The sequence below is a fragment of the Methylobacterium sp. 1973 genome (assembly GCF_040545035.1).
Taxonomy (GTDB): Bacteria; Pseudomonadota; Alphaproteobacteria; order Rhizobiales; family Beijerinckiaceae; genus Methylobacterium; species Methylobacterium fujisawaense.
The window spans coordinates 1-23,943 of record NZ_JBEPLA010000025.1 but is presented as its reverse complement, the minus strand read 5'-3'; the positions used below and the strand labels follow the sequence as shown (position 1 = coordinate 23,943).

General features: G+C 65.5%; 33 protein-coding genes and 1 pseudogene. 11 read left to right on the top strand and 23 right to left on the bottom strand.

Going from position 1 to position 23,943, the window contains the following annotated elements; all coding sequences use genetic code 11:
• Positions 1 to 25: 25 nt before the first annotated feature.
• The 3 genes from ABIC70_RS27375 to ABIC70_RS27365 all read right to left on the bottom strand — a co-directional run bounded on the left by ABIC70_RS27375 (position 26) and on the right by ABIC70_RS27365 (position 4,509).
• On the bottom strand, positions 26 to 1,504 hold the full coding sequence (locus tag ABIC70_RS27375; RefSeq protein ID WP_502916052.1) for an aldehyde dehydrogenase: 1,479 nt from the start codon (positions 1,502 to 1,504) through the stop codon (positions 26 to 28).
• 115 nt (positions 1,505 to 1,619) lie between these two features.
• Positions 1,620 to 2,813: an iron-containing alcohol dehydrogenase gene (locus tag ABIC70_RS27370; protein WP_354442240.1), complete on the bottom strand. Its 1,194-nt coding sequence runs from the start codon at positions 2,811 to 2,813 to the stop codon at positions 1,620 to 1,622.
• 43 nt (positions 2,814 to 2,856) lie between these two features.
• On the bottom strand, positions 2,857 to 4,509 hold the full coding sequence (locus ABIC70_RS27365) for an MFS transporter (RefSeq protein WP_354442238.1): 1,653 nt from the start codon (positions 4,507 to 4,509) through the stop codon (positions 2,857 to 2,859).
• A 440-nt stretch (positions 4,510 to 4,949) separates the two neighbouring features.
• Here ABIC70_RS27365 and ABIC70_RS27360 point away from each other — a divergent pair, with 440 nt between their 5' ends.
• Positions 4,950 to 5,624 (top strand): helix-turn-helix domain-containing protein, encoded by a 675-nt coding sequence (locus tag ABIC70_RS27360; protein WP_354442236.1) that lies wholly within the window; start codon positions 4,950 to 4,952, stop codon positions 5,622 to 5,624.
• 278 nt (positions 5,625 to 5,902) lie between these two features.
• Here the strand turns inward: ABIC70_RS27360 and ABIC70_RS27355 are convergent.
• Positions 5,903 to 6,031: pseudogene (locus ABIC70_RS27355) on the bottom strand (IS3 family transposase); the annotation flags it as partial.
• 486 nt (positions 6,032 to 6,517) lie between these two features.
• Complete coding sequence (locus tag ABIC70_RS27350; protein ID WP_043384652.1) at positions 6,518 to 6,874, bottom strand: hypothetical protein; 357 nt, start codon at positions 6,872 to 6,874, stop codon at positions 6,518 to 6,520.
• A gap of 1,004 nt (positions 6,875 to 7,878) precedes the next feature.
• Between ABIC70_RS27350 and ABIC70_RS27345 the strand changes: the two genes are divergently transcribed.
• The 3 genes from ABIC70_RS27345 to ABIC70_RS27335 all read left to right on the top strand — a co-directional run bounded on the left by ABIC70_RS27345 (position 7,879) and on the right by ABIC70_RS27335 (position 8,887).
• Entirely contained in the window at positions 7,879 to 8,139 is a 261-nt protein-coding gene (locus tag ABIC70_RS27345) for a hypothetical protein (RefSeq protein ID WP_354442234.1), read from the top strand.
• Between the two features lie 258 nt (positions 8,140 to 8,397).
• Positions 8,398 to 8,604 (top strand): hypothetical protein, encoded by a 207-nt coding sequence (locus ABIC70_RS27340; RefSeq protein ID WP_182592104.1) that lies wholly within the window; start codon positions 8,398 to 8,400, stop codon positions 8,602 to 8,604.
• A gap of 4 nt (positions 8,605 to 8,608) precedes the next feature.
• Positions 8,609 to 8,887 (top strand): hypothetical protein, encoded by a 279-nt coding sequence (locus ABIC70_RS27335; protein WP_354442232.1) that lies wholly within the window; start codon positions 8,609 to 8,611, stop codon positions 8,885 to 8,887.
• A 3-nt stretch (positions 8,888 to 8,890) separates the two neighbouring features.
• Here ABIC70_RS27335 and ABIC70_RS27330 read toward each other — a convergent pair whose 3' ends face one another.
• Positions 8,891 to 9,154 (bottom strand): hypothetical protein, encoded by a 264-nt coding sequence (locus ABIC70_RS27330; protein WP_354442230.1) that lies wholly within the window; start codon positions 9,152 to 9,154, stop codon positions 8,891 to 8,893.
• 148 nt (positions 9,155 to 9,302) lie between these two features.
• Positions 9,303 to 9,749 (bottom strand): very short patch repair endonuclease, encoded by a 447-nt coding sequence (locus ABIC70_RS27325; RefSeq protein WP_354442228.1) that lies wholly within the window; start codon positions 9,747 to 9,749, stop codon positions 9,303 to 9,305.
• Positions 9,750 to 9,807: 58 nt separating this feature from the next.
• Between ABIC70_RS27325 and ABIC70_RS27320 the strand changes: the two genes are divergently transcribed.
• Positions 9,808 to 10,869, top strand: a complete 1,062-nt coding sequence (locus tag ABIC70_RS27320; RefSeq protein WP_354442226.1) for a GmrSD restriction endonuclease domain-containing protein — start codon at positions 9,808 to 9,810, stop codon at positions 10,867 to 10,869.
• Positions 10,866 to 11,555 (top strand): MAE_28990/MAE_18760 family HEPN-like nuclease, encoded by a 690-nt coding sequence (locus tag ABIC70_RS27315; protein WP_354442224.1) that lies wholly within the window; start codon positions 10,866 to 10,868, stop codon positions 11,553 to 11,555. The genes ABIC70_RS27320 and ABIC70_RS27315 overlap by 4 nt, the downstream gene beginning before the upstream one ends.
• Here ABIC70_RS27315 and ABIC70_RS27310 read toward each other — a convergent pair.
• From ABIC70_RS27310 to ABIC70_RS27270, 9 genes are all read right to left on the bottom strand, one after another.
• Positions 11,527 to 12,705 (bottom strand): DNA cytosine methyltransferase, encoded by a 1,179-nt coding sequence (locus ABIC70_RS27310; protein WP_354442222.1) that lies wholly within the window; start codon positions 12,703 to 12,705, stop codon positions 11,527 to 11,529. The two genes, ABIC70_RS27315 and ABIC70_RS27310, sit on opposite strands and share 29 nt — an antisense overlap.
• 253 nt (positions 12,706 to 12,958) lie before the next feature.
• Positions 12,959 to 13,213 (bottom strand): DUF3761 domain-containing protein, encoded by a 255-nt coding sequence (locus tag ABIC70_RS27305; RefSeq protein ID WP_502916051.1) that lies wholly within the window; start codon positions 13,211 to 13,213, stop codon positions 12,959 to 12,961.
• A gap of 299 nt (positions 13,214 to 13,512) precedes the next feature.
• A complete protein-coding gene (locus tag ABIC70_RS27300; protein ID WP_354442218.1) occupies positions 13,513 to 13,869 on the bottom strand; it encodes a hypothetical protein in 357 nt (118 codons plus the stop codon).
• Positions 13,870 to 13,920: 51 nt separating this feature from the next.
• Positions 13,921 to 14,346 (bottom strand): hypothetical protein, encoded by a 426-nt coding sequence (locus ABIC70_RS27295; RefSeq protein ID WP_354442216.1) that lies wholly within the window; start codon positions 14,344 to 14,346, stop codon positions 13,921 to 13,923.
• A complete protein-coding gene (locus tag ABIC70_RS27290; RefSeq protein WP_354442214.1) occupies positions 14,346 to 14,615 on the bottom strand; it encodes a hypothetical protein in 270 nt (89 codons plus the stop codon). The genes ABIC70_RS27295 and ABIC70_RS27290 overlap by 1 nt, the downstream gene beginning before the upstream one ends.
• Before the next feature lies 1 nt (position 14,616).
• Positions 14,617 to 15,255, bottom strand: coding sequence for a lysozyme (locus ABIC70_RS27285; protein WP_354442212.1), 639 nt, complete (start codon positions 15,253 to 15,255; stop codon positions 14,617 to 14,619).
• A gap of 13 nt (positions 15,256 to 15,268) precedes the next feature.
• Positions 15,269 to 15,616 (bottom strand): septal ring lytic transglycosylase RlpA family protein, encoded by a 348-nt coding sequence (locus ABIC70_RS27280; RefSeq protein WP_354442210.1) that lies wholly within the window; start codon positions 15,614 to 15,616, stop codon positions 15,269 to 15,271.
• 35 nt (positions 15,617 to 15,651) lie between these two features.
• Positions 15,652 to 16,200: a hypothetical protein gene (locus tag ABIC70_RS27275; protein ID WP_354442209.1), complete on the bottom strand. Its 549-nt coding sequence runs from the start codon at positions 16,198 to 16,200 to the stop codon at positions 15,652 to 15,654.
• 10 nt (positions 16,201 to 16,210) lie between these two features.
• The gene (locus ABIC70_RS27270; protein WP_354442207.1) at positions 16,211 to 17,212 is read right to left on the bottom strand and encodes a phage tail protein; all 1,002 of its coding nucleotides are present in this window, start codon (positions 17,210 to 17,212) and stop codon (positions 16,211 to 16,213) included.
• A gap of 381 nt (positions 17,213 to 17,593) precedes the next feature.
• Between ABIC70_RS27270 and ABIC70_RS27265 the strand changes: the two genes are divergently transcribed.
• Together ABIC70_RS27265 and ABIC70_RS27260 are read left to right on the top strand one after the other, a co-directional pair.
• Positions 17,594 to 18,286: a hypothetical protein gene (locus ABIC70_RS27265; protein WP_354442205.1), complete on the top strand. Its 693-nt coding sequence runs from the start codon at positions 17,594 to 17,596 to the stop codon at positions 18,284 to 18,286.
• Between the two features lie 5 nt (positions 18,287 to 18,291).
• Complete coding sequence (locus ABIC70_RS27260) at positions 18,292 to 18,666, top strand: hypothetical protein (protein ID WP_354442203.1); 375 nt, start codon at positions 18,292 to 18,294, stop codon at positions 18,664 to 18,666.
• A gap of 291 nt (positions 18,667 to 18,957) precedes the next feature.
• Here the strand turns inward: ABIC70_RS27260 and ABIC70_RS27255 are convergent, their stop codons facing one another.
• The 7 genes from ABIC70_RS27255 to ABIC70_RS27225 form a co-directional block, all read right to left on the bottom strand.
• Positions 18,958 to 19,533 carry a hypothetical protein gene (locus ABIC70_RS27255; RefSeq protein ID WP_354442201.1) on the bottom strand — a complete coding sequence of 192 codons (576 nt, stop codon included), beginning with the start codon at positions 19,531 to 19,533 and terminating at the stop codon, positions 18,958 to 18,960.
• A gap of 294 nt (positions 19,534 to 19,827) precedes the next feature.
• Entirely contained in the window at positions 19,828 to 20,619 is a 792-nt protein-coding gene (locus ABIC70_RS27250; protein ID WP_354442199.1) for a Rha family transcriptional regulator, read from the bottom strand.
• A complete protein-coding gene (locus ABIC70_RS27245) occupies positions 20,616 to 21,350 on the bottom strand; it encodes a hypothetical protein (protein ID WP_354442197.1) in 735 nt (244 codons plus the stop codon). The genes ABIC70_RS27250 and ABIC70_RS27245 overlap by 4 nt, the downstream gene beginning before the upstream one ends.
• A complete protein-coding gene (locus tag ABIC70_RS27240) occupies positions 21,347 to 21,676 on the bottom strand; it encodes a hypothetical protein (RefSeq protein WP_354442195.1) in 330 nt (109 codons plus the stop codon). Before ABIC70_RS27240 ends, ABIC70_RS27245 begins: the two co-directional genes overlap by 4 nt.
• Positions 21,673 to 21,903 (bottom strand): hypothetical protein, encoded by a 231-nt coding sequence (locus ABIC70_RS27235; RefSeq protein WP_354442193.1) that lies wholly within the window; start codon positions 21,901 to 21,903, stop codon positions 21,673 to 21,675. Before ABIC70_RS27235 ends, ABIC70_RS27240 begins: the two co-directional genes overlap by 4 nt.
• On the bottom strand, positions 21,900 to 22,340 hold the full coding sequence (locus ABIC70_RS27230) for a hypothetical protein (RefSeq protein WP_354442191.1): 441 nt from the start codon (positions 22,338 to 22,340) through the stop codon (positions 21,900 to 21,902). Before ABIC70_RS27230 ends, ABIC70_RS27235 begins: the two co-directional genes overlap by 4 nt.
• A gap of 188 nt (positions 22,341 to 22,528) precedes the next feature.
• A complete protein-coding gene (locus ABIC70_RS27225; RefSeq protein WP_354442189.1) occupies positions 22,529 to 22,831 on the bottom strand; it encodes a hypothetical protein in 303 nt (100 codons plus the stop codon).
• 73 nt (positions 22,832 to 22,904) lie between these two features.
• Between ABIC70_RS27225 and ABIC70_RS27220 the strand changes: the two genes are divergently transcribed.
• From ABIC70_RS27220 to ABIC70_RS27210, 3 genes are read left to right on the top strand one after another with little or no spacing between them, the layout of a single operon-like run.
• The gene (locus tag ABIC70_RS27220; RefSeq protein WP_182592080.1) at positions 22,905 to 23,177 is read left to right on the top strand and encodes a helix-turn-helix domain-containing protein; all 273 of its coding nucleotides are present in this window, start codon (positions 22,905 to 22,907) and stop codon (positions 23,175 to 23,177) included.
• Positions 23,170 to 23,418 carry a hypothetical protein gene (locus tag ABIC70_RS27215; RefSeq protein ID WP_182592079.1) on the top strand — a complete coding sequence of 83 codons (249 nt, stop codon included), beginning with the start codon at positions 23,170 to 23,172 and terminating at the stop codon, positions 23,416 to 23,418. Before ABIC70_RS27220 ends, ABIC70_RS27215 begins: the two co-directional genes overlap by 8 nt.
• Positions 23,415 to 23,621 carry a hypothetical protein gene (locus ABIC70_RS27210; protein ID WP_182592078.1) on the top strand — a complete coding sequence of 69 codons (207 nt, stop codon included), beginning with the start codon at positions 23,415 to 23,417 and terminating at the stop codon, positions 23,619 to 23,621. The genes ABIC70_RS27215 and ABIC70_RS27210 overlap by 4 nt, the downstream gene beginning before the upstream one ends.
• Positions 23,622 to 23,943: the final 322 nt, after the last annotated feature.

Genomic DNA, 23,943 nt, shown 5'->3' with positions numbered 1-23,943 from the left:
CCGGCGCGCTGTACCTATGGTTACATTATTGCAGAGTGAACGGGTTCGTGATGGACGATTTTGGATTGATAAAGACGCTCTTTGTCTCAAGGTACTCGTGGATCGCCGCGAGCCCGTTCTCCCGACCGATGCCGGAGTTCTTGAACCCGCCGAAGGGCGCGAGGTAGCTGACCACACGGTAGGCGTTCACCCATACGGTGCCCGCACGCAGGCGCCTGGGCAGGTTCAGGGCCCGTCCGAGATCCGTCGTCCAGAACCCGGCGGCGAGGCCGTAGGGCGTGTCGTTGGCGATCGCCACGGCTTCATCGTCGGTCTCGAACGTCATGATCGATAGCAACGGGCCGAACACCTCCTCGCGGGCGATCCGCATCTGGTTGGTCACGCCCGTGAAGATCGTCGGCTCGACGAACCAGCCCTCGCCGAGCCGGGGATCGCTCGCCCGCTTGCCGCCGAGCACGCAGCGGGCGCCCTCGGCCTTGGCGATCTCGATGTAGTCCAGAACCTTCGCGAGCTGCGGCTCGGTGGCGATCGGGCCGACATCGGTATCGGCCGCGCGGGGATCGCCGAGCCGGGCCTCCCGCATGCGCGCCACGAGCTTCTCGACGAAGGCGTCGTGGATCGAGGCGTGCAGCAGCAGCCGCGAACCCGCCATGCAGGTCTGGCCGGCGGCGGCGAAGATGCCGGAGATGACGCCCTTGACCGCCGCGTCGATGTCGGCGTCCGCGAATACGATGTGCGGGGACTTGCCCCCGAGTTCCAGCGACACGCGCTTGAACTGGCGGCCCGCGGCCTCCGAGATCTTGGCACCGCCGAGGTCGGAGCCCGTGAAGGCGATGCGCTCCACGAGCGGGTGCTCGACCAGCGCGCGGCCGGCCTCGGCCCCGTAGCCGGTCACCACGTTGACGACACCCTTCGGGAAGCCCGCTTCCGCGAACAGCCGCGCCAGCCCGAGCATGGAGGCCGAGGCGAACTCGGAGGGCTTGACCACCACGGTGTTGCCCGCCGCGAGCGCCGGTGCGAGCTTCCACACCGTCAGCAGGAGTGGCGAGTTCCACGGCGTGATCGCTCCGACCACGCCGATCGGCTCGTGTACGACGTAGTTGAACATGCCGACCTTGTCGGTCGGCGGCACCGAACCCTCGATCTTGTCGGCGAGACCGCCGTAGTATTGGAACCAGCGCGGCAGGTACTTCATCTGGCCGAGCATCTCGACCATGAGCTTTCCGTTGTCGCGGACTTCCAGATCGGCCAGCACCTGCGCGTTCGCGGCGATCACGTCGCCGAGACGGTGGAGCAGCAGCCCGCGGTCGCTGGCGGTCATGCGCGCCCACGGACCGTCGGAGAACGCGGCGTGCGCCGCGCGGACGGCCGCATCGACGTCCGCGGCGCCGGCCTCGGGGATCCGCGCCCAGACCCGGTTGGTGTAGGGATCCTTGGTCTCAATCCATCGCCCGGTGGCCGAGGCACGCCAGTCGCCGTCGATATACATGTCCAGGTCGCGCACGCCGGCCTCCGGCCCGCGCTCCGACGCGGCGCTTGAACCCGGCTGGCCGGGGGTCGAGGACTCGTCCATCCCTGATCTCCTGATCTGTGTTTGGTTCCCGCGCGTCCCCTGGGCCTCAGCGGCCGAGGCAGCGCTCGTAGATCCGCGTCGCCTGCGCGACGGTCATCGGCCGGGCCGCCGGCGCGACGATGCGGGTATCCTCGTCGATGCGCGGGGGCGTCTGCGGCGCGTAGAGGCCCGGAACCGCGAGGCGGGCCATCTCGGCGCAGCGCTCCGGCGGCAGGTGATCCGGCGTCAGATGGCGGGCGAAGCCGATGTCGTCGTAGAGGCGGAACAGGGCCGCGACGCCGGCCTCGACGGCCTGCGCGTCGGTGAGTCCGTCGACGTCGGCCCCGAGGGCCTCGGCCAGCCGTCGGCCCTTGGCGGGCACCGCCGCTGCGTTGTGGGCCATGGTCCAGGGCACGAGCGTCCCGACGCCGAGCGGGTGCGCGAGGTCGAGATGACCTTCGAGGGGCAACGACAGGGCGTGCGCGTGGCTGAGCCGGGCGTTGCCGCAGGCGATGTTGGACATGGCCGAGGCGAGCAGGTTGTCGGCCCGCGCGGTCTCGTCGCCGTCGAGGATCGAGGCGCGCATCGAGGCGGCCTGCAACCGGGCCGATTCCAGCGCCAGCGCGTCGGTGAGCGGCGAGGCGAGATCCGACAGGTAGGCCTCGATCGCGTGCGTCAGCGCGTCGACCGCGGGCAGGACCGCCGCGCTCCGCGGCAGCGTCGCCAGCACCGCGGGATCGAGGACGGCGACCGCCGGGAAGCTCAGCGGCCCGCCGGCGAGAAGCTTCAGGTGCCGTTCCTCGTCCTTGACGATGGTGAACTGCGAAACCTCCGACCCCGACCCCGCCGTGGTCGGCACCATGACCATCGGCAGCGCCGGCCGGTCGAAATTCCCGGCGCCCAGGTGATCGCGCAGGGTGGTGCCGTTGGCCGCGACGATCGCCACGCCCTTGCCGGTGCACATCACCGAGCCGCCGCCGACGCAGACGATGCCATCGATCCGCTCCGCGCGGCAGCGGGCCGCCTGTTCGTCGATATGCGCGAGCCGCGCGTCGATCCCGCAGGCGTCGAACAGTGCGGTCTCGAGCCCGGCCGCTCTCAGGCTGTCTAGGACGCGGGCGAAGAAGGCTTGCTTGCCGATCACCGGATCGGTGACGACCAGAACGTTGCGACATCCCAGGCCGTGGGTCGCCGGCCCGACGCCGTCGAGGGAACCGGGACCCCAGACGACCCGGGTCGGCATGAAGTAGGTCAGGCTCATGGCACGCTCCGCTGTGGCATCCGGCGTCAGGGCGCGGATTGGGTCAGGCCCGGGAGATGTCCGTCCCGCGCGTCTCGCGCGCGAACAGGAGGCTGAGGATTGCCGCGGCGACGGCGACGCCGATCGGGTAGTAGAGGCCGGAATAGACGTTGCCGGTGGCCGCCACGATCGAGAAGGCGGTGGCCGGCAGGAACCCCCCGAACCACGCCGAGCTGAGATTGTAGGGGAACGACATCGCCGTGTAGCGGATGCGCGAGGGGAACATCTCCAGCAACGCGGTGGTGGAGGCCGAGAAGGTCATGGTGCCGAAGCTCAGGAGGACGAACAGCAGCAGCACGATCATCGGCTTGTTGATGGCGTTCGGGTCCGCGTCGCCGAGCGGGTAGCTGGCGGCGGCCAGCGCGGCCTTCAGCTCGCGCTCGAACCGCGCCTTCTGGGTAGCCGCATCGGGCGTGTTGCCCGCGGAGCCGGCCACGCGCGCGGAGCCGACCTGCACCGTCGCCGGACCCGTGCCGCTGCGCCGGTCGTAGCTGAGGCCGAGCTTGGCGACCGCGTCCGTCACCACGTCGCAGGACGACGTGAACGTGGCGGTCCCGACCGGGTTGAACTGCACCGCGCACTCGGCGGGATCGGCCACCACGGTGATCGGCGCATTCTCCTGCGCCCGCGCCAGCGCCGGGTTCGCGTAGGTGGTCAGGGCGTGGAAGATCGGCAGGGTCAGCACCGCCGCCAGGACGAAACCCATCAGGAACACCGGCTTGCGGCCGATGCGGTCGGCCAGGGCGCCGAACACCACGTAGAGCGGCGCCGAGAGCGCGGTGGCGATGATCAGGAGCAGGTTGGCGGTCAGCCCCTCGACCTTGAGGACTTTGGTCAGGAAGAAGAACGAGTAGAACTGGCCCGTGTACCAGACCACCGCCTGGCCGGGGACGATGCACAGGGCCGCGATGAGGATCAGGCGCAGGTTGCGCCACTGGCCGAAGGCCTCGGCCACGGGGGCCTTCGAGCCCTTGCCCTCCGCCTTCATGCGCCGGAACTCCGGGCTCTCGTCGAGCATCAGCCGGATCCAGACCGAGATGGCCAGCAGGATCACCGAGACCAGGAATGGGATGCGCCAGCCCCAATCCGTGAACGGACCTGCCCCGAGGCTGAGGCGGAGCGGGATGATCACCCCGACGGCCAGCAGGAAGCCGAGCGCCGCGGTCAGGACCACGTAGCCGTTCCAGGCCGCACGACGGTCGGCCGGGGCGTGCTCGGCCACGTAGATGATGGCGCCGCCGAACTCGCCGCCAAGGGCCAGCCCCTGGATCATGCGCAGGGTGATGAAGGCGATCGGCGCCGTGATGCCGATGGTCGCGTAGGTCGGCACGAGGCCGACCACGAAGGTCGAGAGGCCCATCAGCAGGATGGTGACGAGGAAGGTGTATTTCCGGCCGACGAGGTCGCCGAGGCGGCCGAACACGACGGCGCCGAACGGGCGCAGCAGGAAGCCCGCGGCGAATCCCAGAAGTGTGAAGATGAAGCCCGCCGTCGGGTTCACCCCGGAGAAGAAGGCTTTGGCGATCTCAGAGGCCAGCAACCCGATCAGGAAGAAATCGTAGAACTCGAACACCGTGCCGAGTGAAGCGGCCACGATGACGCGCTTCTCCTTGGCCGTCATGCTCGCGGCACGACCCAACACAGCGGCTGTCGCCATCTCACATCCCCCCGGACGCTGAGGACAGCACGGTGAGGCCGCCCGTCCTGTTCTGAAGTTCGACATCCGAACAAGGAGGTTCGGCCGTCGAGTGCTCAAACTCCGGGGCGGAGTCGGTCTGGGTGAGGCCAGGCTTCGGACGACGTTCGGGCGATGAGTCTCGCGCCAGCACCGCACGGCCCCGGATCTACGGATCCAGGGGGCATTCTAGGCGCTTCCTTCCCGATCGGCCGTCTCGGCCTTGTTCACCCCGCCCGCGCATTCACGGCCGGAATTGGTGATTCGCGATCACATTTTTCTTCTATAGAAGAATTCACTGGATTGATAGGGGATCATGGAACGGCCCGCGGGCTCATCTTTTCGACGACGCTTGGATCGCCGGTGTAGAGCCCTGTATGGCGGCCCGTGCTGCCGGGATCCTGGGATGTGGCTCGCCTCCGATGAAGACCTCGCCGAATCCTGATCGTGCTTTGACGGCCGACATCGGTCCATCACCGCTCGGCGACGAGAGCAGCGAGCACGACAGGGACGCTGAGTCGCAGGGGCGACTGTGCGAAACGGTCTCGAAAAATCTCGGCGGGCGCGTCCGTGACCTGCGCAAGAAGCGAGGCTTGACGCTCAACGAGTTGTCCGGGCGCTCTCAGGTGAGCCGGGCCTTCCTCTCCGCGATCGAGCGGAGCGAAAAGTCGCCAACCCTGCCGATCATCGTGCGCATCGCGCGAGGGTTGAACGTTTCGATGTCGTCCCTGCTCGGCGTCGAGCCGGCGGCGACCGGGGTCGCGTCGAACCGGAGCGCGGACCAAGTCACGTTCCGCGATCCGCAGAGCGGCTTCGAGCGGACGGTGCTGTCGCCCCTGCGCGAGGGCGGGGGCGCCGAGATCGTCAAGCACTGCATTCCGCCCGGCCAATCATCCGGGCTTCTGCCCGTCTATCCGACCGCGGTCGAAAAACATATCCTGATGCAGGAAGGCGAATTGACCGCCCTGATAGATGACCAAGAGTACAAAATCTCGTCCGGGGACACCCTCTCCTTCATGATCGAGTCGTCTTACCGTCTGTGTAACGAGGGGTCTGTCCCCTGCGTGTACATCGTCGTCATGGTGGAGAGGGGCTAGCGCGGGCAGCTGGGCGGGTCCGGCGGCCTGCGAGTCGTAGCGGCCTATGCGCGGCGGCCCATGCTTCACTTGCGCCGGGCCCGGGGCGAACCCGGCCCCGTGAACCGGCCAGCCACGACGGGGGCGGCGTTCGGGATCCGGCTTACGGCCGGATAGATCGGGTCTGCTTTCGCGTCGTGTCTCCTCCGGAGCGGACCAGCCGCTATCGGCCAGACTACGTCATGCCAAATCGCCATCGCGCGCAGAACCGGACGTTCGGCTTCACGTCCATCTCGGTCGCCGGCCTCAGTAAGGCGCTCAGTGTAGCGGATGCTGACGTAGTGCGAGCCGCGGTCGGAGTGGCAGACGAGGCCACTACCAGCGGAGGGGCGGCGCTCGTGCCTGGCCTGCTCCAGGACATAGAGGAGGCCTTGCTCCGCCCACATCGTCTTGTCCGCCGACGTTCGCAGGTAGTCGCTCACCGCACAGGACGTTTCGTCCAGCCCCGCCTCGATGATCTCGAGCTGGCGGACGAACGTAGGCCGGACGGCCAACAGGGCTTCGATGTCGCCGGGCACGGGCTTGGGAGCCAGGGAGACCAGAAGGTCCGGCAGGTTGTGCCTTTGGATGAAGGAACGGAACTGCCGCTTGTAGGCATCTACTTCGATGATCGCCGGCCTGCCTGCGCGGATCAATTCGTCGGCCCATTGCTTCGCGATGCCGAAGGCGCTCCTGGCTATGGCCAACGCGAGTTCCGGCGGATCCGTCACCTCGATGAGTTTCAGCAAAGGTGAAACGGGAGAGTGGTCGCCGTTCTCCAGACGGAACCGAGCAATCACGCATGCTCGAAGGTCCTTGTCCGCGGCTAGATATCTTTTCAGATGCGATGCGCACGCGGCGGATGTCGCGGTATTCTAGACCAGTCTTCCAGCCTTCGCGTCGACCGAAGCCACCTCGTCTTCGCTGCGGGCTTCGTCAAGCGCCTGGACCAACTTTCCTGTCCGCGTCGGCACCCTCCAAGCCAATGCGAAGGTCTTCCAGAGATCGGCCGTCCTGTCGGGCACCGGATTCTGCCTGGGCCCGCTCTTGCATTGCTCAAGCAGGACGGAGCCGTCCGGGTAGTGAACGGCGACATCGTCCAGGTGCTCGAGCGGGACGAGCGCTCCCGGCGGAGCCGTCAGAAGGTGATGGCAGAAGCGCACCGGCTGAAGCGCGAAGCCATTATACTGGCCAGGCGCCGCATGCGCGGCTTGCTTCGAGGCGATGTCCATTTCGTAACTTGAGGAACAGTTCCGCGAGAGAGAGGGAAGGTCATCTCCCTCGAGGTGCCCGTCACCCGATTTCCGTCGTCCTCCGCAGGTGCCGATGATGAGCCGCTGCCCCCGACTCGGCGAGCTCTGATGCAAGCCACGCGGGAGCACGCTTCCGGAGAGGCGGTGGGAGGCGACGATAGGACGTCCGCCGACTTGCGATCGGACGCCTCTCACCTCCGACCTTTGGATGGGAGGAGAATGCCGCCTACAGGACCCGTCGTCGATGGCGACACCTTCCACGGTGCGACGGCCCAGATCGTTGCCGGTCACGCCGCACGGTTCCTTCCGGCCGCCTGGCTCAGGCCGGGTTGAAGGAACCACTGTTCCTTCATTTCGAGCCTATCAGCTGTGTCGCGGCGCTTGGCGGCGCGAGACCGGTGTACCTTCAGAAGCTGGAGCCGGTGCCGCCGTGGGGGGACATATCGGGGTCAAACCGCGAATCTAACTTTCGCAAAATCCAGCAACCGCAGCGACTTAGATGATGTCGAGTCATGCTGGCGGAGACGGAGGAAGTCGAACCCTCGTTCCAGCTTGGAAGATGCAACTACAAAAAGATGCCGATGCGACTCCCTTGCTGGCGCAGGACCGGTGGCCGACGTGCCATCACCATCGGCGCGGTTGCCGGTCGTTGATCGCTTGAGCTGAAAGAACGAAAGCGCCATTTTAGAGCAATGGACCTGAAGCGGTCCATGCACACAGGCGACATCGGTACCAATCCGGTACGAGTTTACCGGTCGAATCGTCCGTGGCGCCGAAAAGCTCGATAAAATCAGTGGTAGCGAGGGAGGGATTTGAACCCCCGACACAAGGATTATGATGCCCGGCTTATGTGTTTCAGCTCAAGCGCTTAGCTGCTGAAATCGCGGCAAACCACACCACCAGTACCAATGGTTTAGGTGTCGGATTGTCAAACCATTTGTTGCCACCGCGACACCCGAGCAGGTCCGCGCTGCCCCTCGGCCATGGCCAGGGATCCCGCAACCGTCTCCGAGCTGCGCAAGGCCGCCGAGGTCACCGACCAAGAGGTCGACGCCGCGGTCGATGCGGTGCTCGCGGATCTGGCAACCGAGGCCTTCCCGCTCGCCAAGGGATGGGCGCTCGACCTCGTCGAGACGCTTCGCACCAAGACCCGCGCGGCCGAGGCGCTCACCACCGACAAGCCGGCCTGGAAGCGCAACATGGTTCAGACCGCGATCCTGCTGGCCAATCCGATCAAGGGATGACACCGCAGATGGCACCCGGGTGAATCTTCTTCGCCACCATATAGCTCTCAGAACCTATCCTCGGTTACTCGGCATGCAATGTCTTCGCGGTTGGGATCTTCGGAAGCCTGATGCTCGTCAGGGCGCTGCTGCTCATGTTCGTTGAAGGTCGATAGGCCTACGCCATGCCCAGAGACCGCACTTTCCGGTTCGTTATGTACTCACTGGTCGCTGTCGGCGTCGCTCTGCTCTTGCTGCGAGAGTTCTTGGGGTGATGAGATGACCGAGGGTCCCGCTCCTCTACGCCAGCAAGCCGCGATCCAGTACATGATGCGCCGCGTCGACGGATTCGCGCGCGGGCTAGGTCTGGACGAAGCAGTCACACGACAGATCGTTGAGAAAATCGCCGCCGACCTGCTTGATCGATCGGACGAGGAGCGGCTGGAGACGGCTCGAGAATGCCTGCTGATGGCCGCCTTGGCGTAGCAACATGACCTTCGTTTGGCGCCGCACCTTCCCCGACACGCACCACGATTTCGTCGCCGAGGAGGCTGGCCAGCACGTCGGCCGAATCCGTCGCATGGACGGCGGCCCGCAGGATGGGATCTGGTTCTGGTACTGCACCGGCTGCCAGCGCGGGCACGAGGCGACGGGCGTCCGGCCGCTGAGCGGTGAGGCCGCGACCCGGGATGAGGCGATCGAGGCGCTGGCCGCCGCGTGGGCGCGGGCGAAGGCCTGGAGCGCCGTGTCTGGCCTTCCGCTGGCGTAAAGGTCAGCGCCCCTTGGCCGCGAACTCCCAGACCGGCGGGCCCCAGGTCTGACCGGGCTTCGTCCGGTATCCGCTGAACCGGTCGAACACGATTCGGTTGGGCTCGACGCCTACGACCTTGCTGTCGTTGACCATCAGGGCGCCGGCATACTCGACGCGCAGGAAGCCGTGCTCGGGATGCACGCCGAAGAGCTGTTCAGCCGTCCAGCCGAGCCGGTGCGCCTCGGCGCCGTGCTCGTCGAGGAAGGCCAGCGCGTTCGCGCGCATCGCAGCCCATCGCGCCGGGGTTAGATACCGGCACGGCGACGCGTGCTCGGACAGGCGCTCGATCTGGTCGCGCCAGGAGGCGACAGCGGGCGGGAGGTTGGCAGGAGCGAGGCTGGCTGACATCCCGGCTCTGCCAAGGCCGTCCGAGTTAAGGATTTGTAGACACCGATGGGCCGAGGAACAGATGCAGCGTTTCTGTCAATTTCTCAATATCTGTCGTTTCACATTCCCAGATCACGAGCAAATCCCAGCCAGCAGCAATGAGCGCAATTTCATTCCGAATATCTCGCTCGACATTTTGCTCGAATTTGTTTCGCCAGAAATCTCGCCGCGTGGAAGGCGTTGTTGTCTTCTTGCAACGGGGATGACGATGCCAGAAGCAGCCATGGACGAAGATAATTTTGCGCCTTGAGGGAAAAACTAGATCAGGACTGCCTGGCAGGTCGCGACGATGCAGCCGAAATCGATATCCGAGACTATGAGCAAGACGGCGAACGACGATCTCGGGCTTTGTGTTCTTGCCACGAATGCGTGCCATAAGGGCGCTGCGGCGCGGATCGACGGACTGCTCATCAGAGCTTGGTGTTGCCGACATGCCTCTCGCTCGCAGATCCGACTCGCCATACCCTGCCGCCAAAGACGCTGGATACACAATGCCTCAGAACGACTTTGAAAGCAGCGAGATCCTGGACGCGGTTGATCGCGCGCGGAGAGATGTCCGATACCTTGTGACCGACTATCCCGTCGAGACCTTGATCAGAAAGTTGAAGCCCGAAGAACACGCAGAAGAAGGCGATATTTACGTACCTAATTATCAGCGCACCCTTCAATGGGGTGTTGAGAATAGATCCTATTTTATCGAAAGTCTGATCTTGCGCGTTCCAATCCCACCAATTTTCTTCTACGAAACTCAAGGAAGATTGGAAATTGTCGATGGATCTCAAAGAATAAGATCGCTAGCAGAATTCATGAACAATGGCTTTAAGCTTACTGGACTCGAAAAATTGGATGTTCTTAACGGGTTGTATTATGACGAAATACCAAAGATTATTACCAAAAGACTTTTAAATAGCCCGATAAGGTCGTTCGTGCTGGAGGAAGGAACAGACGAAAGAACCCGCATTGAGCTCTTTCGGAGAATAAACACGACATCAAAGCAGCTCTCCGAGGCTGAAATCAGAAAGGGAGCGTACCAGGGACCCTTCCTCGATCTTGTTATCGATTGCGCAAATCGGGAAACATTCAAGCAGCTTGCGCCGGGCGTCGGCACGCGAGGCAATCGCAATGCTGAAAGCGAAAGACAAGAACTTGTAACGAGATTTTTTATTTATAGCGACAATTATCTTGAGTTTCGCCATGATGTAAGAAAATTTCTCGACGCAAAATTTATGCATTACAATAGGGTTATTGACGAAGTCACGACAGCAAGGATGTCGAACGAATTCGATGAGGTTATGGCATTTATAGATCATTACATGCCACGGGCATTTTTTCGTGACGAACGACGTTCGCAAGTTCCACGAGTTCGCTTCGAAGCTATCGCTATAGGCGCATGCTTAGCGCTGCGCATTAATCCCGAATTAGATCCTGAGGATCTTGGCTGGCTTGAAAGCGCAGATTTCACAGCGTTAACTCGGACTGACGCGAGTAATAGCGGACCTAAACTTCGCGCGAGGGTCGAATATGTTCGGGACAGGCTGCTGGAAAATCTATGACTTCTACAGCTCTGTTTCGGTCTCGCATCGGTCAAGTCACCGTGATGCTTCGATCAATAAAGAAGGCAGAAAGGCAGCAGAGCAAAAACAAACGACCGTCAGTCGAATTGGGCACGATGGTCGCGTCGGCACGAGCGGCATCGTATGTCATGATGTATAATGCCATAGAATCGTCGGTCAGATCCGCTCTCTATTCCGTAAGAGAGGAAATTTCAACTTCGTATAAACACTTTGTTGAAGTTGAAGATTTTTGGCAAGTCGATACTATACAGTCAAAATTCCTCGATAAAATGCAAGACGGCACCAATCACAGCGGCGTTATCAGAGACATGATAACGATAGTAGACGGTTTTGTTGTTTGGCCTCAAGAACATCTAAATCGAATGCCGGCGGGAGGCAATTTCGGAACTGAGGCTGCCTTCCGGCTTAAGTCCGCCTTGGGGCTCCGCTGGACCGCCCCCCCTCGCACACTCGGCGGCAATGATCTGGAGAATATACGTATTCGGCGCAACAATCTCTCGCACGGCTTTGAGGAGTTCGAGAACGTGGGCAATACGGTCACGGCCGATGATTTGCTTGAAATTGTCGGTCGAGTTGAGCAGTTTATGGTGTCTTATCTCGATGCAATTGAAAGATATAGAGAGTCAAAATCTTACCTCAGGTCGTATGGCCCTCCGCGACGGTAAGCGCATCGAGAAATTCGCGGTTTTGTTTCAGAGAGCCGGTTCTATAGCGTCGAGCAAATCCACTTAGTGCTCGATTAGATAGAGGCGCGGAGTTTTGTATTTTGAAATCGCTCAGCGTTAGAGATAGAGGGATGCTGGGCCCTTCATTATAAGAATTGTATAACCTAATTTTCTGGCCGACTCCGCCCGCAGCCGCGCGTGGAGTCTTAGGGCGGCCGGTTATTGTGCCAATTGGGTCGAGTTGCCTTCCGCCCCCAGTTGGCTGTGCCATGCGTTGCCCCAGCCACTCAGCCACAGGAACGCTGACTGCATTTCCAACCAGCATCCAGCGACGGCGCTCTCCCCGAGTTAATGAAGCCGCTGGCCTTGTCCAGCCTGCGGTAAAGCCCTGAAGGCGTTCTGCGTCTTCAATGCCCGGGGTTATGAACCGCCCTGTCTGTCGCTCCCACACGGCTGGTGGTGACGGGATGCCAACGCCCGAACCTCCTTTCAGTGGTGGCACAGCATCGGGTGACCAGCCGACTCCGCTCGTCCCTTCGGTCCAGTAAAAGCCGATCATCGTTGGGTCCGACGGAATTCCCTGCGGAATGGTATCAATCCCATCCATCAATATGGCCGCCGGATCCGCATCGAGAGCTGCAAGCACAAAAAGCCGGCGGCGGCGCTGCGGTAGTCCAAAAGATCGCGTGTCGAGAATTCGGTACGCCCAGCTATAGCCCAGTGATTCCAGCTCTGTGATCACCCGATGAACTGCCTGCCCCGCCTGAAGATCAAGTGCGAACGCGACATTCTCCAGCAACACATAGCGCGGTCGACGGCGCGAGGCCGCAATTAAACGAAAGACATGCGAGACAAGGCCGGATCGAGGGCCGTCGGCTCCTCGGGTGGCGCCAACTTGACTTAGGTCCTGGCATGGCCAACCGGCCGTAAGCAGGTCACAGTCGGGCAGCTCACGCATGGCGACGACGTCCGGGTCGACGGGTACACCTGGGAAGTGCTGGTTTAGGACGGCCCGCGCATACGGATCCGCCTCACACATCATGATCGTCGAATGTCCTGCACGCGCTAAGCCGAGTTCAAAACCACCGATCCCGCTAAACAGGCTGCAGACCCGCAGAGGATCAGTGGCAGGAGGTGGGACGTGTCTCATGCCGAGACCCTAACGCATCGACCTGACCAACTCGAGCAGAAAATGCGGCGTGCCCACCGGGATCTGCCATTTGTGGATGGCGTCCGTGAAGCCCGCTCGGCCCCGCCCCGATCTGCTCACGGGGCGGGGGAGCGTCCGATCTCACCAGCGTGAGAGCCGAGCCGATACGCAACGCGGCTCGGCGGTAAGATGTCGAGCACCGGTTACCGAGCCGTGCTCGTGCCGGCTGCCGATCAATCCCGCGCTGGGATTCCTACGGGCAGCAGCTCTGACCCGGGCCAATGGTGCAGCGGACCCCGCCATGATGTGAGCATGCACCTCGACGGTGCTGCGCGTAGCTCCAATCGCCATCGCTGCAGCGGTAAACCGCGTCTCGCGGTGGTGGGCAACTTGCCGCCTGCGGGCGCGGAACGGCGCAGCCGTCGATGTTCTGGTAGGTGCCAGACTTCAGCTCGTCCGGCGTGAAGATCTTGCACTCACGGGCTGCGGCGCCCCCGCTATGCACCATTGCCGTGATAGCGAAGAGGGCGAAAGCGACCAACCTGAACTTCACCGCGTGCCCCGTGGCGTCGAATACAACGCTACGGTGAAGCTGATCGCGCGCAAAGAAAAGCCCGCGCCGGCGGACCGGGCGGGCTTTCCAGATCCGAGCCTCGGGTGTTGAGAACGAGCGGATCCGCCGAGAAAGCTACTGCGCTGCAGCGCAAAAGAAAGTGCCGCGCGGCGGGGGCCGGCGGGGCTGAAACGACGAAAAGCGCCCCGGCCGAAGCCAGGGCGCCCAGGGTGTTGACGGATGTCAACGGCCGATCAGTCGGGCGGTCGCCGCATGAAGGCCTTCAGCATCGCCTCGCGCGTCTCCTTCATCTCGTCCCGCACCGAGGTGACCATGTCGTCGATCCGCCGTTCCAGGCGGGTGATAACGTCGCCGGTCACGTAGGTTCGCGCCACCTCGATCTTGAAGGCGTTCAGCTTCTCGTCGAGGGACCGGATCTCGATCTTGGCCGCGGCCATGTCGATCGTGAGCGGTGAGACCGCCTCCTTCGTGCCGGTGCGCAGCTTCCCGACGATCCAGTCGACGCCCTTGCCGACCGAGAACAGGAAAAGCGCGAGCGCGATGAGCTGCGCCCAGGTGATCGGCCCGGGCGACAGGAAGGACGTGTCCATGGCGGCGGTCTTTCGCGGCCTACCCCCTGCGGGGGAGGTGGAGGGTGAGGGCTACTTGCCGAAGATCCGGCGGACGGTCGGCGCGATGCCGGCGACGCCGATGACGGCCATGACGATCGACCATTCCATCTGGTCGTAGGGGGGCGGCAGCTTCGCGACCTGCCAGTTGAACCGGAAGGTGCTGTCGAGGACGATTGCGCCGAAGTGGATCATGCAGAGCCCGAACGCCGTCGGGATCATCCAGGCCGTCCACGGCGACAGGTGCTGCTCGGCGCGCTCCTGCGCGACCACCTTGCGCTCCTCGACGTAGGCGGTGAGCTGGGCCTGCGCGACGGTGACGTCGCCGGTGACGTTCTGCGCGTTCGTCAGCACCCCGTTGTCGGAGCGCTTGTTGAGATAGGCGAGCACCGCCTGGACGATGCCGGAGCCGAACAGCTTCACGAGGAGGCTGCCGGCCATGGCGAGGACGGCGCCCATCAGCGCGAACCTGCGGCCGGGGGCGGCGGTCCGATCATGGCCATGCGCCGGATCACGATGCCCAGCACGACGCGCAGGATCGCCAGGATGGAGGCGGCCTTCGCGCCCCAGCCCGGCGGCAGCAGGACCGTGAAGTCGACACCGGCCAGCGCATCCAGGATGTCCGGCACCGCCAGGATCAGGGCCAGCGCGTAGATCCGGTAGCCGCGCGCGGCCGCGTACCAGCGGAGCAGGCCGAAGCGGATCCGATGAGAGCGGTCGCGGAGCATGTCAGGCCACCTTGGCTTTGCGAGAGAGGAGGGTGTGCAGGCGCGACCAGAAGCCGGGCTCGGCGACCGGGGCCGGCGCGGCGGCCGGCGGCTTCGCGGCCGTCATCGGCGCCAGCGGGTCGGGGACGCTCACGGGCGCCGGGAGCGTGCCGGCCATCGCCTTCACCGGCGAGCGGTCGCCGCGGCGCGCGTAGACCTTGGCGCCGGTGTAGGAGGCGAGGGCGGCCTGATCGCGCTCGCCCTGCCGGCGCGAGATGATCGCGGCGGGCTTGTTCCACATCAGGAACGCCTCGACGGCACCCGCGAGGTCGCCGGCATTGGCGCGGCGGACCACGGTCGAGTGCGCGACGCCGACCGGCCCGATGTTGTAGGCGAGGCTCACGCAGGCATCGAAGAACGGCTGCGGGACTGGCTTGGCCAGGGCGGCGCGGACCGGCGCCGCATACTTCTCCAGCGCGGCGGCGAAGAGCGCGTCGGACTGAACGGGCGTGATCGTCAGCCCCGGCACGACCTTGATCAGCCCGGAGGCGGTCGTGATCCCGGTGCTGATCGTCCAGACGCCGACGCTGTCCTTGTAGGCGGTCAGCCGCGTGCCTTCGCGCCCCTCCAGGGCGGCGCGTCCGATGGGCGAGACGTCCATGATGGTCTCCGGTTCAGCCGAGGATGGCGAGGTGGACGCGGCCGACGCCCGACAGGCCGATGGCCCGGGCCGCGCCGCGCGAGAGATCGATCGCCCGGCCGGCGATGAACGGGCCGCGGTCCGTGATCCGGACCACGACCGAGCGGCCCGTGGCGGCGCAGGTGACCCGCACGCGGGTCCCGAACGGCAGCGTCTTGTGCGCGGCGGTGAGCGCATCCTGATCGAAGCGCGATCCGTCGGCGGCGCGCCGCCCGTGGAAGCCGGGCCCGTACCAAGAGGCGACTTCGGCATGGGCGCAGGGGACCGATCCCGCGAGCGCGAGGCACGCGAGGGCGGCCCGCGCCGAGGAGCGCAGGAGCATCAGGATTCCTTGAGGGTGGAGCTTAGGAGGGGACCTTAGGCGACCAGTTCGTTCGCCCGCGTCACGAGCGCCTGGACGTCATCGGGCGTGAGCGCGGTCCCGAGCAGCGCCAGGCCGGCGACCGCCTTCTTCACGATCGGGTCCGTGATCCGCAGCTCGACGGCGAGATCCCAGTCCTCCTGCATGTCCTCGTCCGAGGCGATCATCGCCTTCACGGTCGGCCACAGCCCCTTCTCGGTGAAGGCGCGCTTCAGCCCGAGCTTGGAGCAGGACGAGGGCGGGGGCGGCGGCGGGAGCGGCGCCGGCGCGGCAGTCAGCCCGAGGTCGGCCGGGTCGCCCAGGTCGACGATCAGCACCGCCTCGCGATCCCGGTACCACGTCTCGCCGCGGTGGTCGGTGACGACCTTCCACGACACGCCGGCCCAGACCGCGACCTGCAGGGCGGCGACCTCTGGCGGCGGGGTCGGCGTCGAGAACGCCGGCTCGAGAAGCACGCCCGGCTCCAGCGGAGACGCGGTCGCCTCGACGAGGCCGTTGAAGGCGCCGGTCTCCCGGTCGTAGCTGTAGCGGGTCAGGTCGGCCATCCGGCCCTCCTCAGTAGGCGCGGATCAGGGCGGGGTAGGCGGCGTTGATCGGGCGCGTCTCGCTGCCGCCCGCGAAGCCGGTGGCGAACTGGCTGGCGTAGCTCGCCTGCCCGATGCCGTTCTGGAAGTACTGGACCCCGCCGCCGAGGAAGAGCAGGCCGCCGTCGGTCACGGTCTGGTGCTGGTGCGACTGGATCTGGCCGGCCTGGATCTGAGCGGCGCTGCGGTTCGGGTCGATGCCGCGGCCGAGGTCGAGGCCGCGCAGGAACACGCCCCGGAGATCCGGCAGCCGGAACGTGGTCGCCCCGTCGCCCTGCGAGAACGCGGCCGGGTTGTTCGGCCAGTCCGCCTCGGTGACGTTGAAGCTAGTCGCCTGCACGTAGGCCCAGAGAGCCGCGTAGGTCGTCCGCGAGATCAGCGCGCCGTTGGCCAGGAGGTACCCGGTCGGCAGGACGGAGCCGCCGCAGGGCATGTAGATGATCGTTCCCATCGGCACGCCGGACGGGGCCAGGGCCTTGATCTCGCCCGGGGTCAGGTCGAGCAGGCGCACCTGAGTGACCTTCGTGTCGGTCGCGGCCGCCATCTCGCCCAGCAGCAGGACCGGGATGCCCTTCACGAGATCGCCGTCGGCGAGAGCCGAGCCGTCGCGGCGCAGGATCGGCCCGCAGTCGAACCCGTCGACCGTCAGGTGCGGGACGTTCGTGGCCGAGCCTGCCAGCGTCGTGTCGAACGAGAGCCGCAGCAGGAACGGCGCGGTGATCGCCTTCGGCACGTTGTTGATGCCGGTCTGGATGTCGATCAGTCCCTCGTTCGAGTAGGCGGCATAGGCGTTGTTCGCGCCCAGCACCGCGACGAGCTCGCCGATCGCGTCGTCGCGTGCCGCTGCACCGGTCGCCATTAGGCCGCGGATCGCGCCGAGCAGCGTGTTGGCGAAGCGGCCGGGACGGACGTCGGCGTTCGGGTCCGACAGCCCGTTGTCAGCGGGCGTCCGGCGCCAATGGTGCGGAATCATAGGATGGTCTCCGCGAGGGGCGCGCGACAGCGACGCGCGCGGCGAGGCCGGCACGGGGCGGATCGAGCTGAGGGCGGGGGCAGAAACGCAAAAGGCCCGCGCGGTGGCGGGCCTATCAGGGGCGGGCGCACAGCGCTCGCGACGGTGGTGGTTTCGGGCGTTTCGCCCGTCGGGTCAAGTCAGATGCAATTTGGGCCGGGCGCTTGTGAAAGCGGCCCGGCCCGGTCATCCTCGGAGGTGCGAAGCTACCGATGGATGATGACAATATGCGGCAAGATCTGCGGAAGCCCAATAGCGCCTCAGCGCTCTCGACGAGCCTTTCGCAGTTTCCGAGTGTGATGCACCGCAAACCAGAGCATCCCTGCGGATATTGCTGCCCACATGAGCAGCCCGATCGCCAGAGCTACTAAGGGGGCGGTCATGCTGTGGGGCTTCTCGCTTCAGTTCTGGCAGACTGTCGTGTTCTGGCTGTGGGCCATAGCAGCTGGCTCAGGTGCGATAGCCGTAGCTGCGTCGTTCGGATCGTCCGTCATTTCGTACTACATCAGTGACGAGACGCAACGTAAGGCGGACGCCGATACGTCCAGGGCAAACGCGACCGCGGAAACGGCACGAGCCGATGCCGCACGCGCGGACGAGCGGGCAGGGCTAGCCAACGAAGCTGCGGCAAAAGCCAATGAGCGGGCGAGCCAAGCGGATCTTGCTAGAGCGCAGCTTGAAGCGCGACTAGCGCCGCGGAGATTGACGAATGAGCAAATGCAGCTCCTCCGAGAAGCGTTGGATCGCGAGCCAAGCCGCAAAGAGATTGACGTAATTTCCGAAGGTAGTCCGGAGACGAATTACTTTGCGACCCAATTTGTGGATTTCTTTAAATCCCTCGGATTAAAAAGTGAATTGCGAATAGAGAATTATATCGGCGGTCCGACGATGCCGGGGCCGTTCCATGTCCGGAATGACCCCGATGGAATTGTGAGGAGAGTTTTGGAGCACGCAAATTTTGCGCACGACTATAATGGAGACTACGAAGGTATTGAACCGTGCTTCATCATACCGCCGCGCGCGGTTGAGGAGTGATGCCGATGCGCCGCTGGCCCGAGATCGTCCTAACGCTCGTCCTGTTCGCCGCCGCCTTACCGGTCGCGGCGAGGGCCGGCACGCCAGAGCAGCGACTCAATCGCACTGCACGCGCAATCGTCCGACTAAGTGTCGTTGAACGTTTTTGCTCGCAGTTCTATCTCGTGGACAAGATTAAGGCGGACGAGATAGCAAAGGCACTGCTCAACGATATCATCAATCGGTTTGGTCAGCAGCAGGCAAAGCAGGCAATCGACGCGATGGACGGCGAGATCCAGCCAGCCGCTTTAAATCAGGGTGCCGCGACTTGGTGCCCGGCCCAGCGCCAGCATTTCCGCAGCGTCGGCGTGAGAGATTTGATCGGCGGCCCCTTGCGCTGATCTGCGGTCGCGGCGCTTTAGGTCACAACTCTCGCGACGTTCGTGATTTCCCCTAGTTCGCCCGTCGGGTCAAATGAAAACGGGAGGCCCTGAGACCTCCCGTTCCGCCTTGCCTGACCATACCGCGCCTGAGCTTGCCAAGCGGCGCCGTGCCTCGCCCTGAGAAGCTGGCAGTCGGCGGCGAGCAGTAGCCCGCCGCCCATCCTCACCGCGCCGGACCATACCGGACCGGAGCACGCCACGCCGAGCCAGACCTAGCCGGGCCCTGCGAGGATTATGCCCTCGCCACGCTCACAGCGTTTCCGCCGTGAACCGTCCGAACCGCGGACGCCAGTCGCCGAGACCGACGACCTCGCCTGCTGTCCGGATCATCCCCGCGACCTCCGCCGGATTCAACTGACCCGGTAGGAAGTCCACGAAGATCTCTGCCGACCAATCCCGGAAAATCGGTCGCGTCCTCATCACGCGGGCCTGTCCGACCCGCACGCCCGCCACGAGGCGGAAGCGCTCATTGCTCCACAGCTCATCCGGCGCCCGCGGCCCATCGTAGACGAGCCGGTGATTCCCGTCCGAGAGCAGCCCGGCCTTCGCGGCCGGCCCGCGCTTCGACTTCTTTGCCGCCGCGATCAACGTCGCCTCGATCAGTTCTCCGGGGATGCACGGGCCATCCTCGCCAATGTAGAGGCCGCCCAGGAACTCGATCCGGGCCAGCTCCTCGAAATCAGCGTCGGTCTTGGCCCGCTTGCCCGAGACGGCCTTCAGCGCCTTTGACATCGGGTCCAGCGGGTTCGCCAACCGACCGTTGTGCATGACCAGGGGACTGACGGACGTGAGCTTGAAGCGCAGGCGTTGGTAGCCGTTCGACATGACGAGCCTCGGGGATGCCCGGCGCGAGGCGCGCGGACGGGGTGATGGGGTAGGCGCGAGCGGAGTAGCGGCGGCGCCGGATGGTTTCGGTGATGGCGTGGTGGCAGCCGTCAGAGCCGCCACACAGCGTCGTCAGATCCTCGACGGTCTCGGAACCCAGCGGGTCGCCGTACCGGATGTGATGGACCTCTAGGCGCTCGGTCGTCCCGCAGCCCCGACAGCGGAAGCCGTCGCGGATCAGGGCTTCCGAGCGCAGCCGCGCCCAGGTCGGGGAGGCGATGTACTCCTCGTACGTCACCCCGCGACCCCGGCTGCGAACAGGTCGCCGGGCGAGGGCGTCGGCAGGGCGGGCGTCCGCAGCCGGTCGGCGAGCCAGTGTAGCCCCTTCGCCGTGACGAAGGTCTGGTAGCGCGCCTTCTCGCCGTTCAGCACCGGCTTGACGATGAACAGGCCGCGGTTGGCGAACAGCGCGCGTGGGACGAGGCTGCCGCCCTGGTAGAACAGCACGTCCCGCTTGAGCCGGTCGATGAACCCGTTGGGCGGTTGCCCGAGGGCTCGGGCCGCGTTCTGGAGCCCGTACAGGCCGTCGGCCGCGACGAACCGGTCGACGAAGGCGAGCTTCGGCGCCGCCGCCTCCACCGTACGCTCCGCCGCTTCGGCCCGCGCCGTCAGCTCGCGGTTCAACTCCACGAGCTGGCCGGCGATGAGGGCGAGCTGGCCGGGGTCGCGAACGTCGATCCGGGCCGACCCACGTAGCCCGGCCTCCATCGCGTTGAACGCGGCGATGTAGGCCAGCTTGAACCCGAGCGCCCTGGCGCCTGTGAACCCCATGGCGAGCAGAGCGAAGCCGTCCCGGTCCATCAGGAAGCGACGGTGCTGCTGCTGCCCGGTATCCGGCCTCGTGTAGACCCCCTGCGCAAAACTGCGCGGGGGTAGGGCGACGCCCGAGGAGAGCAGGGCGTCGATGGACCGGAGCACGTCGCGGTGGTTCTTTTCGAACAGCGCCGCCACGTCCCGGCTGTCGGCGACCGCCGTACCGTCGATGACGGCGACGACGGGCGAGGAAGCGAGGGCGGGGGCTGTCACGCGACGCCTCCCGCCAAGACGAGGATATCGCGCACGATCAGCGCCGCAGCGTCCGCGACCTCATCCCCGCGCTGGGTCGCTCGCTGGATGTGTCGAGCCTTCACGGCGAGACCTTCCAGCGTCGAGGGTGTCGCGTCCTCAATCTCGCGCTCAATCTTGCCGACGACCGTCCCGAGACGCCGAGCCTCGCGCGCCGCCGCAGCGTAGCCGCTGGTCTCGCGCGCTGCCTTCTCTTCCGTCGTCCAGCGGTCCCACGCCGCCGCGATCTCGTCGGCGCGAGCTTGGGCCTCCAGCCACGGGACCCGGCGCTCGATCATCGTGCCATCCGGCGTGCCGTCTTCCCCAACGCCGGGCTGCCGCTCCCACTTCCAGTGGCGCCGCCGCCATCCGCGCAGCTCGGTCTTACCCCCCTCGTGACAGTAGCGTGGTCGGTCGTCCTCATCGCCGTCTCCCCGACCGGTGGCATACTTGCCGAGGCCGAGAGCATGATCGCCTTGCCTCAGAAAAAGAGCCTCCGGGAGGGGCGGGCAGTAATCGTCCAGGGCCATTTCCACGTCGCAGGCCGCCTCGTAAGCGGCATTGGCCGGAAGCCAGCGCCGCTCCAGACTAAGGAGCGCCGCGTCGGGGTGCGGGTTCGCGGCCTGATGGGTTGCCCCGAGGGCGGGGATCTGATGGATGGCCACCGCCGCCGGTACGGCGAGGCTCGCGAGGAGCGCGCGACGCGTCGTCATGCGCGGCCTCCCCGGCGCTTGGCGCGGCAGGCCGTGCGCTGAACGTCCTCGTAGACTTTCGTGGCGAACGCGTTGGCGGACGCCAGATCCATGAACGCGAACCGGATGCGCTTCTCCGCATCCTCTGCGTTGCCGGACCGCGCCGCGTCGAGCGCCAGCATCATGTTGCGGTTCGCGTCCAGAAGGTTGCGGATACCGTCCATGCGGCCGTCCACCGTCGACTTCCGTAGGGTGAAGGTCACGAGGGCGTTCTGCGGGTGATCGTCCCAGGTCTCCGGGGACGTGTTGTCGCTGACCAAGCGCAGCGTGCGAGGAGCGGGCTTCATGCGGCGGCTCCCACGTCGAAGCGGTGAGCGCCCGATCCGCACCACTCGCGGGCTCCGGTCTCCGGCTCCTCAGTCTTGAGATCCGCGTCGCCGTCGAGGGCGTCGAGGTAATCGATCAGGCCCTCGACCATCGCCTCAACTTCGGCGCGGGACGGGCGGCGCATGTTGCGCGGGAAGGCGATCGGCGAGGCGAGCGCGTCTGCGCGGCGGGTGACGGCGCGTCTCACTGGCGGCCCCTCCCGCCCTCGGCCTGCTTCGCGCAGGCATCGGCCTCGATCAGGCGGCCACGGGCGATCCGGCAGAGTTCGGTCAGCTCCTCGAAGTGATCGACGGCCAGGGCCAACTCGCCGAGGGCGTGCGTGACGTAATCGCCGGGCGCGACGGCACGGGCCTGGGCCGCTCGCTTCACTGCCTCGCGGCCGGACAGGTTCGTGAACTCCACCGAGAACCGGACCGTGCGGAGGTAGACCGCGCTCCAGAGTGAGTCGGACAGCGGGAAGCTGAAGTCGAGCGGGGTGAAGCTCGGCATCCGGCGGGCGCGTACGGCGGCCAGCGAGACCACGGTGGTGTGCGAGGGGTCGTGCTCCAACGCGACGGCGCGGATCGCGGCGGTGACGGGGCCGTGTGCGGTGGGCGCGGGCGTGCTATTGGCGTGGTCAGCCATCGTTCTTCTCCAAGGGGTTCGGCGGTGATGGCCTCCGGGGTGTTCGAGCACCTTCGGGGGCCGCTTCGTTTGTAGGCGTCGCTGTCGGCGAAAGTCTGGGGTGAATTGACCCCAGGTTTGGGGTGAGATTTCCCCGGACATTCGCCCGGCTTTGTGCAAGCCGGCGCGCGGCCGGCCGGGTCTCCTCCTCAGTGAGCGATGGCGGCACGGGCGGCGCGAGCGGCCTGCCAAGCGGCGGTGAGGCCGACCGACATGGCGACACCCCAGGCGGCGCCCGTGCGGAGCTGGTGAGCCTTCGCGGCCTCGACCGCAGCGGCCATGATGGCGGCCCGGTCGAACGCGCCTGTCGGGGTGACGAGGCGGGTACGGCGGATGCGGGCGAGACCCTGGATCAGCGCGCGGGCCGAGACGACGCCCGGGGCGACAACGGCGCGGTCGGCGCGGACATCGCGGAGGGCGGCGGTCCAGGAGATCTTACGCTGGAGGGACATGGCGTTGAACCCTTCGTGTTGACGTGATACTTATGGATCACGGCGCGACGGAAGTCAACACCTTCGGATCGATATGAGCCAAAAAGATCATTATACAGCGACGGGCAGGCAGATCGCCGCCGCGCGTTCGCTGCTGGCTATGGGTCAAGCAGAGCTTGCGGCATCCGCCTCGATCTCCGTGCCGACCCTGAAGCGCATGGAGGCCAGCGAAGGCCCTGCGGCAGGTATGCCGAACAATGTCCGGGCGGTGATCGCTGCCCTCGAATCGGCCGGCGTCGAGTTCATCCCGGCCAACGGCGGCGGGCCGGGCGTGCGGCTGCGGGGTGGATCGCATTCCGATGGCTGAGACCCCCGCCGAGATCGCCCGGCAGATCACCGTCCACAACGAGCAGACGAAGATCCGGGCGACGCTGCTCAACACCGTGGCGGCCGGCTTCATCGTGGCTGGTGTCATCACCCCGATCGTGAGCGTCTCCCGCGACGCGGTCCATCCGACCGGCGCGACCCTGCTTCTGATGGTCGTTTGGTTCTTGCTCGCGGTCGCCTTACATTATGCGGCGTACCTGACCCTGGAGCGGCTGAGATGACCGAAGCACTCTGGCTGTCCATCTCCGCCGCCGCCGTCGCAACAGCCTGCCTCACGGCCGCGAGCTTGCTCCTGTCGAAGCGCAGCGCCGCCCGGATCGACCGCATGGTGGCCGAGCGCGAGGCGGCGGACCGTCAGCGCGTGAAGGCGGGCGACGATGCGGACCGGCTGCTGAAGGACAACCTGATCCGAACCCAGCGCTAGGTGTTCGGGGGCGCGATGCTTAGCGATCCGCTCTAGTGGCCGCTGGGCGCGCCGCTGATGCTCGTTGGCGCGGCCGTTATCGTCTACCTCGTGACACGCTTGCTGGACCGGGCGGACGGCGGCGCGCCGAAGTAGATGCGGCCCGGATCTGGGGGGGATTGGGGGGATTGGGGGGGATGTTTCAAGCGCATGCGCGATCGCCTGGAGGGTCGGGCATGCGCGTAAACAGTTCAAATATGGCGCGCCAGGGAGCGGGGGCGGCGCCCGACCCGGTGGCGCCTGCGGCGGCTGGCGGGGGGGTGGGGGCGGGGGGGGGGTGGTT

What these genes read in the sequence shown, in the direction of transcription:
- ABIC70_RS27305 (WP_502916051.1), bottom strand. Translation starts at nt 13,213, where the DNA reads ATGGTGCATAGCGGGGGCGCCGCAGCCCGTGAGTGCAAGATCTTCACG.
- ABIC70_RS27315 (WP_354442224.1), top strand. Translation starts at nt 10,866, where the DNA reads ATGACTTCTACAGCTCTGTTTCGGTCTCGCATCGGTCAAGTCACCGTG.
- ABIC70_RS27365 (WP_354442238.1), bottom strand. Translation starts at nt 4,509, where the DNA reads ATGGCGACAGCCGCTGTGTTGGGTCGTGCCGCGAGCATGACGGCCAAG.
- ABIC70_RS27255 (WP_354442201.1), bottom strand. Translation starts at nt 19,533, where the DNA reads ATGTCGAACGGCTACCAACGCCTGCGCTTCAAGCTCACGTCCGTCAGT.
- ABIC70_RS27360 (WP_354442236.1), top strand. Translation starts at nt 4,950, where the DNA reads ATGAAGACCTCGCCGAATCCTGATCGTGCTTTGACGGCCGACATCGGT.
- ABIC70_RS27290 (WP_354442214.1), bottom strand. Translation starts at nt 14,615, where the DNA reads ATGCTCCGCGACCGCTCTCATCGGATCCGCTTCGGCCTGCTCCGCTGG.
- ABIC70_RS27330 (WP_354442230.1), bottom strand. Translation starts at nt 9,154, where the DNA reads ATGCGCGCGAACGCGCTGGCCTTCCTCGACGAGCACGGCGCCGAGGCG.
- ABIC70_RS27345 (WP_354442234.1), top strand. Translation starts at nt 7,879, where the DNA reads ATGGCCAGGGATCCCGCAACCGTCTCCGAGCTGCGCAAGGCCGCCGAG.
- ABIC70_RS27295 (WP_354442216.1), bottom strand. Translation starts at nt 14,346, where the DNA reads ATGGGCGCCGTCCTCGCCATGGCCGGCAGCCTCCTCGTGAAGCTGTTC.
- ABIC70_RS27265 (WP_354442205.1), top strand. Translation starts at nt 17,594, where the DNA reads ATGAGCAGCCCGATCGCCAGAGCTACTAAGGGGGCGGTCATGCTGTGG.
- ABIC70_RS27210 (WP_182592078.1), top strand. Translation starts at nt 23,415, where the DNA reads ATGACCGAAGCACTCTGGCTGTCCATCTCCGCCGCCGCCGTCGCAACA.
- ABIC70_RS27220 (WP_182592080.1), top strand. Translation starts at nt 22,905, where the DNA reads ATGAGCCAAAAAGATCATTATACAGCGACGGGCAGGCAGATCGCCGCC.
- ABIC70_RS27285 (WP_354442212.1), bottom strand. Translation starts at nt 15,255, where the DNA reads ATGGACGTCTCGCCCATCGGACGCGCCGCCCTGGAGGGGCGCGAAGGC.
- ABIC70_RS27325 (WP_354442228.1), bottom strand. Translation starts at nt 9,749, where the DNA reads ATGTCGGCAACACCAAGCTCTGATGAGCAGTCCGTCGATCCGCGCCGC.
- ABIC70_RS27270 (WP_354442207.1), bottom strand. Translation starts at nt 17,212, where the DNA reads ATGATTCCGCACCATTGGCGCCGGACGCCCGCTGACAACGGGCTGTCG.
- ABIC70_RS27275 (WP_354442209.1), bottom strand. Translation starts at nt 16,200, where the DNA reads ATGGCCGACCTGACCCGCTACAGCTACGACCGGGAGACCGGCGCCTTC.
- ABIC70_RS27300 (WP_354442218.1), bottom strand. Translation starts at nt 13,869, where the DNA reads ATGGACACGTCCTTCCTGTCGCCCGGGCCGATCACCTGGGCGCAGCTC.
- ABIC70_RS27370 (WP_354442240.1), bottom strand. Translation starts at nt 2,813, where the DNA reads ATGAGCCTGACCTACTTCATGCCGACCCGGGTCGTCTGGGGTCCCGGT.
- ABIC70_RS27225 (WP_354442189.1), bottom strand. Translation starts at nt 22,831, where the DNA reads ATGTCCCTCCAGCGTAAGATCTCCTGGACCGCCGCCCTCCGCGATGTC.
- ABIC70_RS27245 (WP_354442197.1), bottom strand. Translation starts at nt 21,350, where the DNA reads ATGACGACGCGTCGCGCGCTCCTCGCGAGCCTCGCCGTACCGGCGGCG.
- ABIC70_RS27335 (WP_354442232.1), top strand. Translation starts at nt 8,609, where the DNA reads ATGACCTTCGTTTGGCGCCGCACCTTCCCCGACACGCACCACGATTTC.
- ABIC70_RS27260 (WP_354442203.1), top strand. Translation starts at nt 18,292, where the DNA reads ATGCGCCGCTGGCCCGAGATCGTCCTAACGCTCGTCCTGTTCGCCGCC.
- ABIC70_RS27215 (WP_182592079.1), top strand. Translation starts at nt 23,170, where the DNA reads ATGGCTGAGACCCCCGCCGAGATCGCCCGGCAGATCACCGTCCACAAC.
- ABIC70_RS27240 (WP_354442195.1), bottom strand. Translation starts at nt 21,676, where the DNA reads ATGAAGCCCGCTCCTCGCACGCTGCGCTTGGTCAGCGACAACACGTCC.
- ABIC70_RS27280 (WP_354442210.1), bottom strand. Translation starts at nt 15,616, where the DNA reads ATGCTCCTGCGCTCCTCGGCGCGGGCCGCCCTCGCGTGCCTCGCGCTC.
- ABIC70_RS27340 (WP_182592104.1), top strand. Translation starts at nt 8,398, where the DNA reads ATGACCGAGGGTCCCGCTCCTCTACGCCAGCAAGCCGCGATCCAGTAC.
- ABIC70_RS27230 (WP_354442191.1), bottom strand. Translation starts at nt 22,340, where the DNA reads ATGGCTGACCACGCCAATAGCACGCCCGCGCCCACCGCACACGGCCCC.
- ABIC70_RS27320 (WP_354442226.1), top strand. Translation starts at nt 9,808, where the DNA reads ATGCCTCAGAACGACTTTGAAAGCAGCGAGATCCTGGACGCGGTTGAT.
- ABIC70_RS27310 (WP_354442222.1), bottom strand. Translation starts at nt 12,705, where the DNA reads ATGAGACACGTCCCACCTCCTGCCACTGATCCTCTGCGGGTCTGCAGC.
- ABIC70_RS27350 (WP_043384652.1), bottom strand. Translation starts at nt 6,874, where the DNA reads ATGGACATCGCCTCGAAGCAAGCCGCGCATGCGGCGCCTGGCCAGTAT.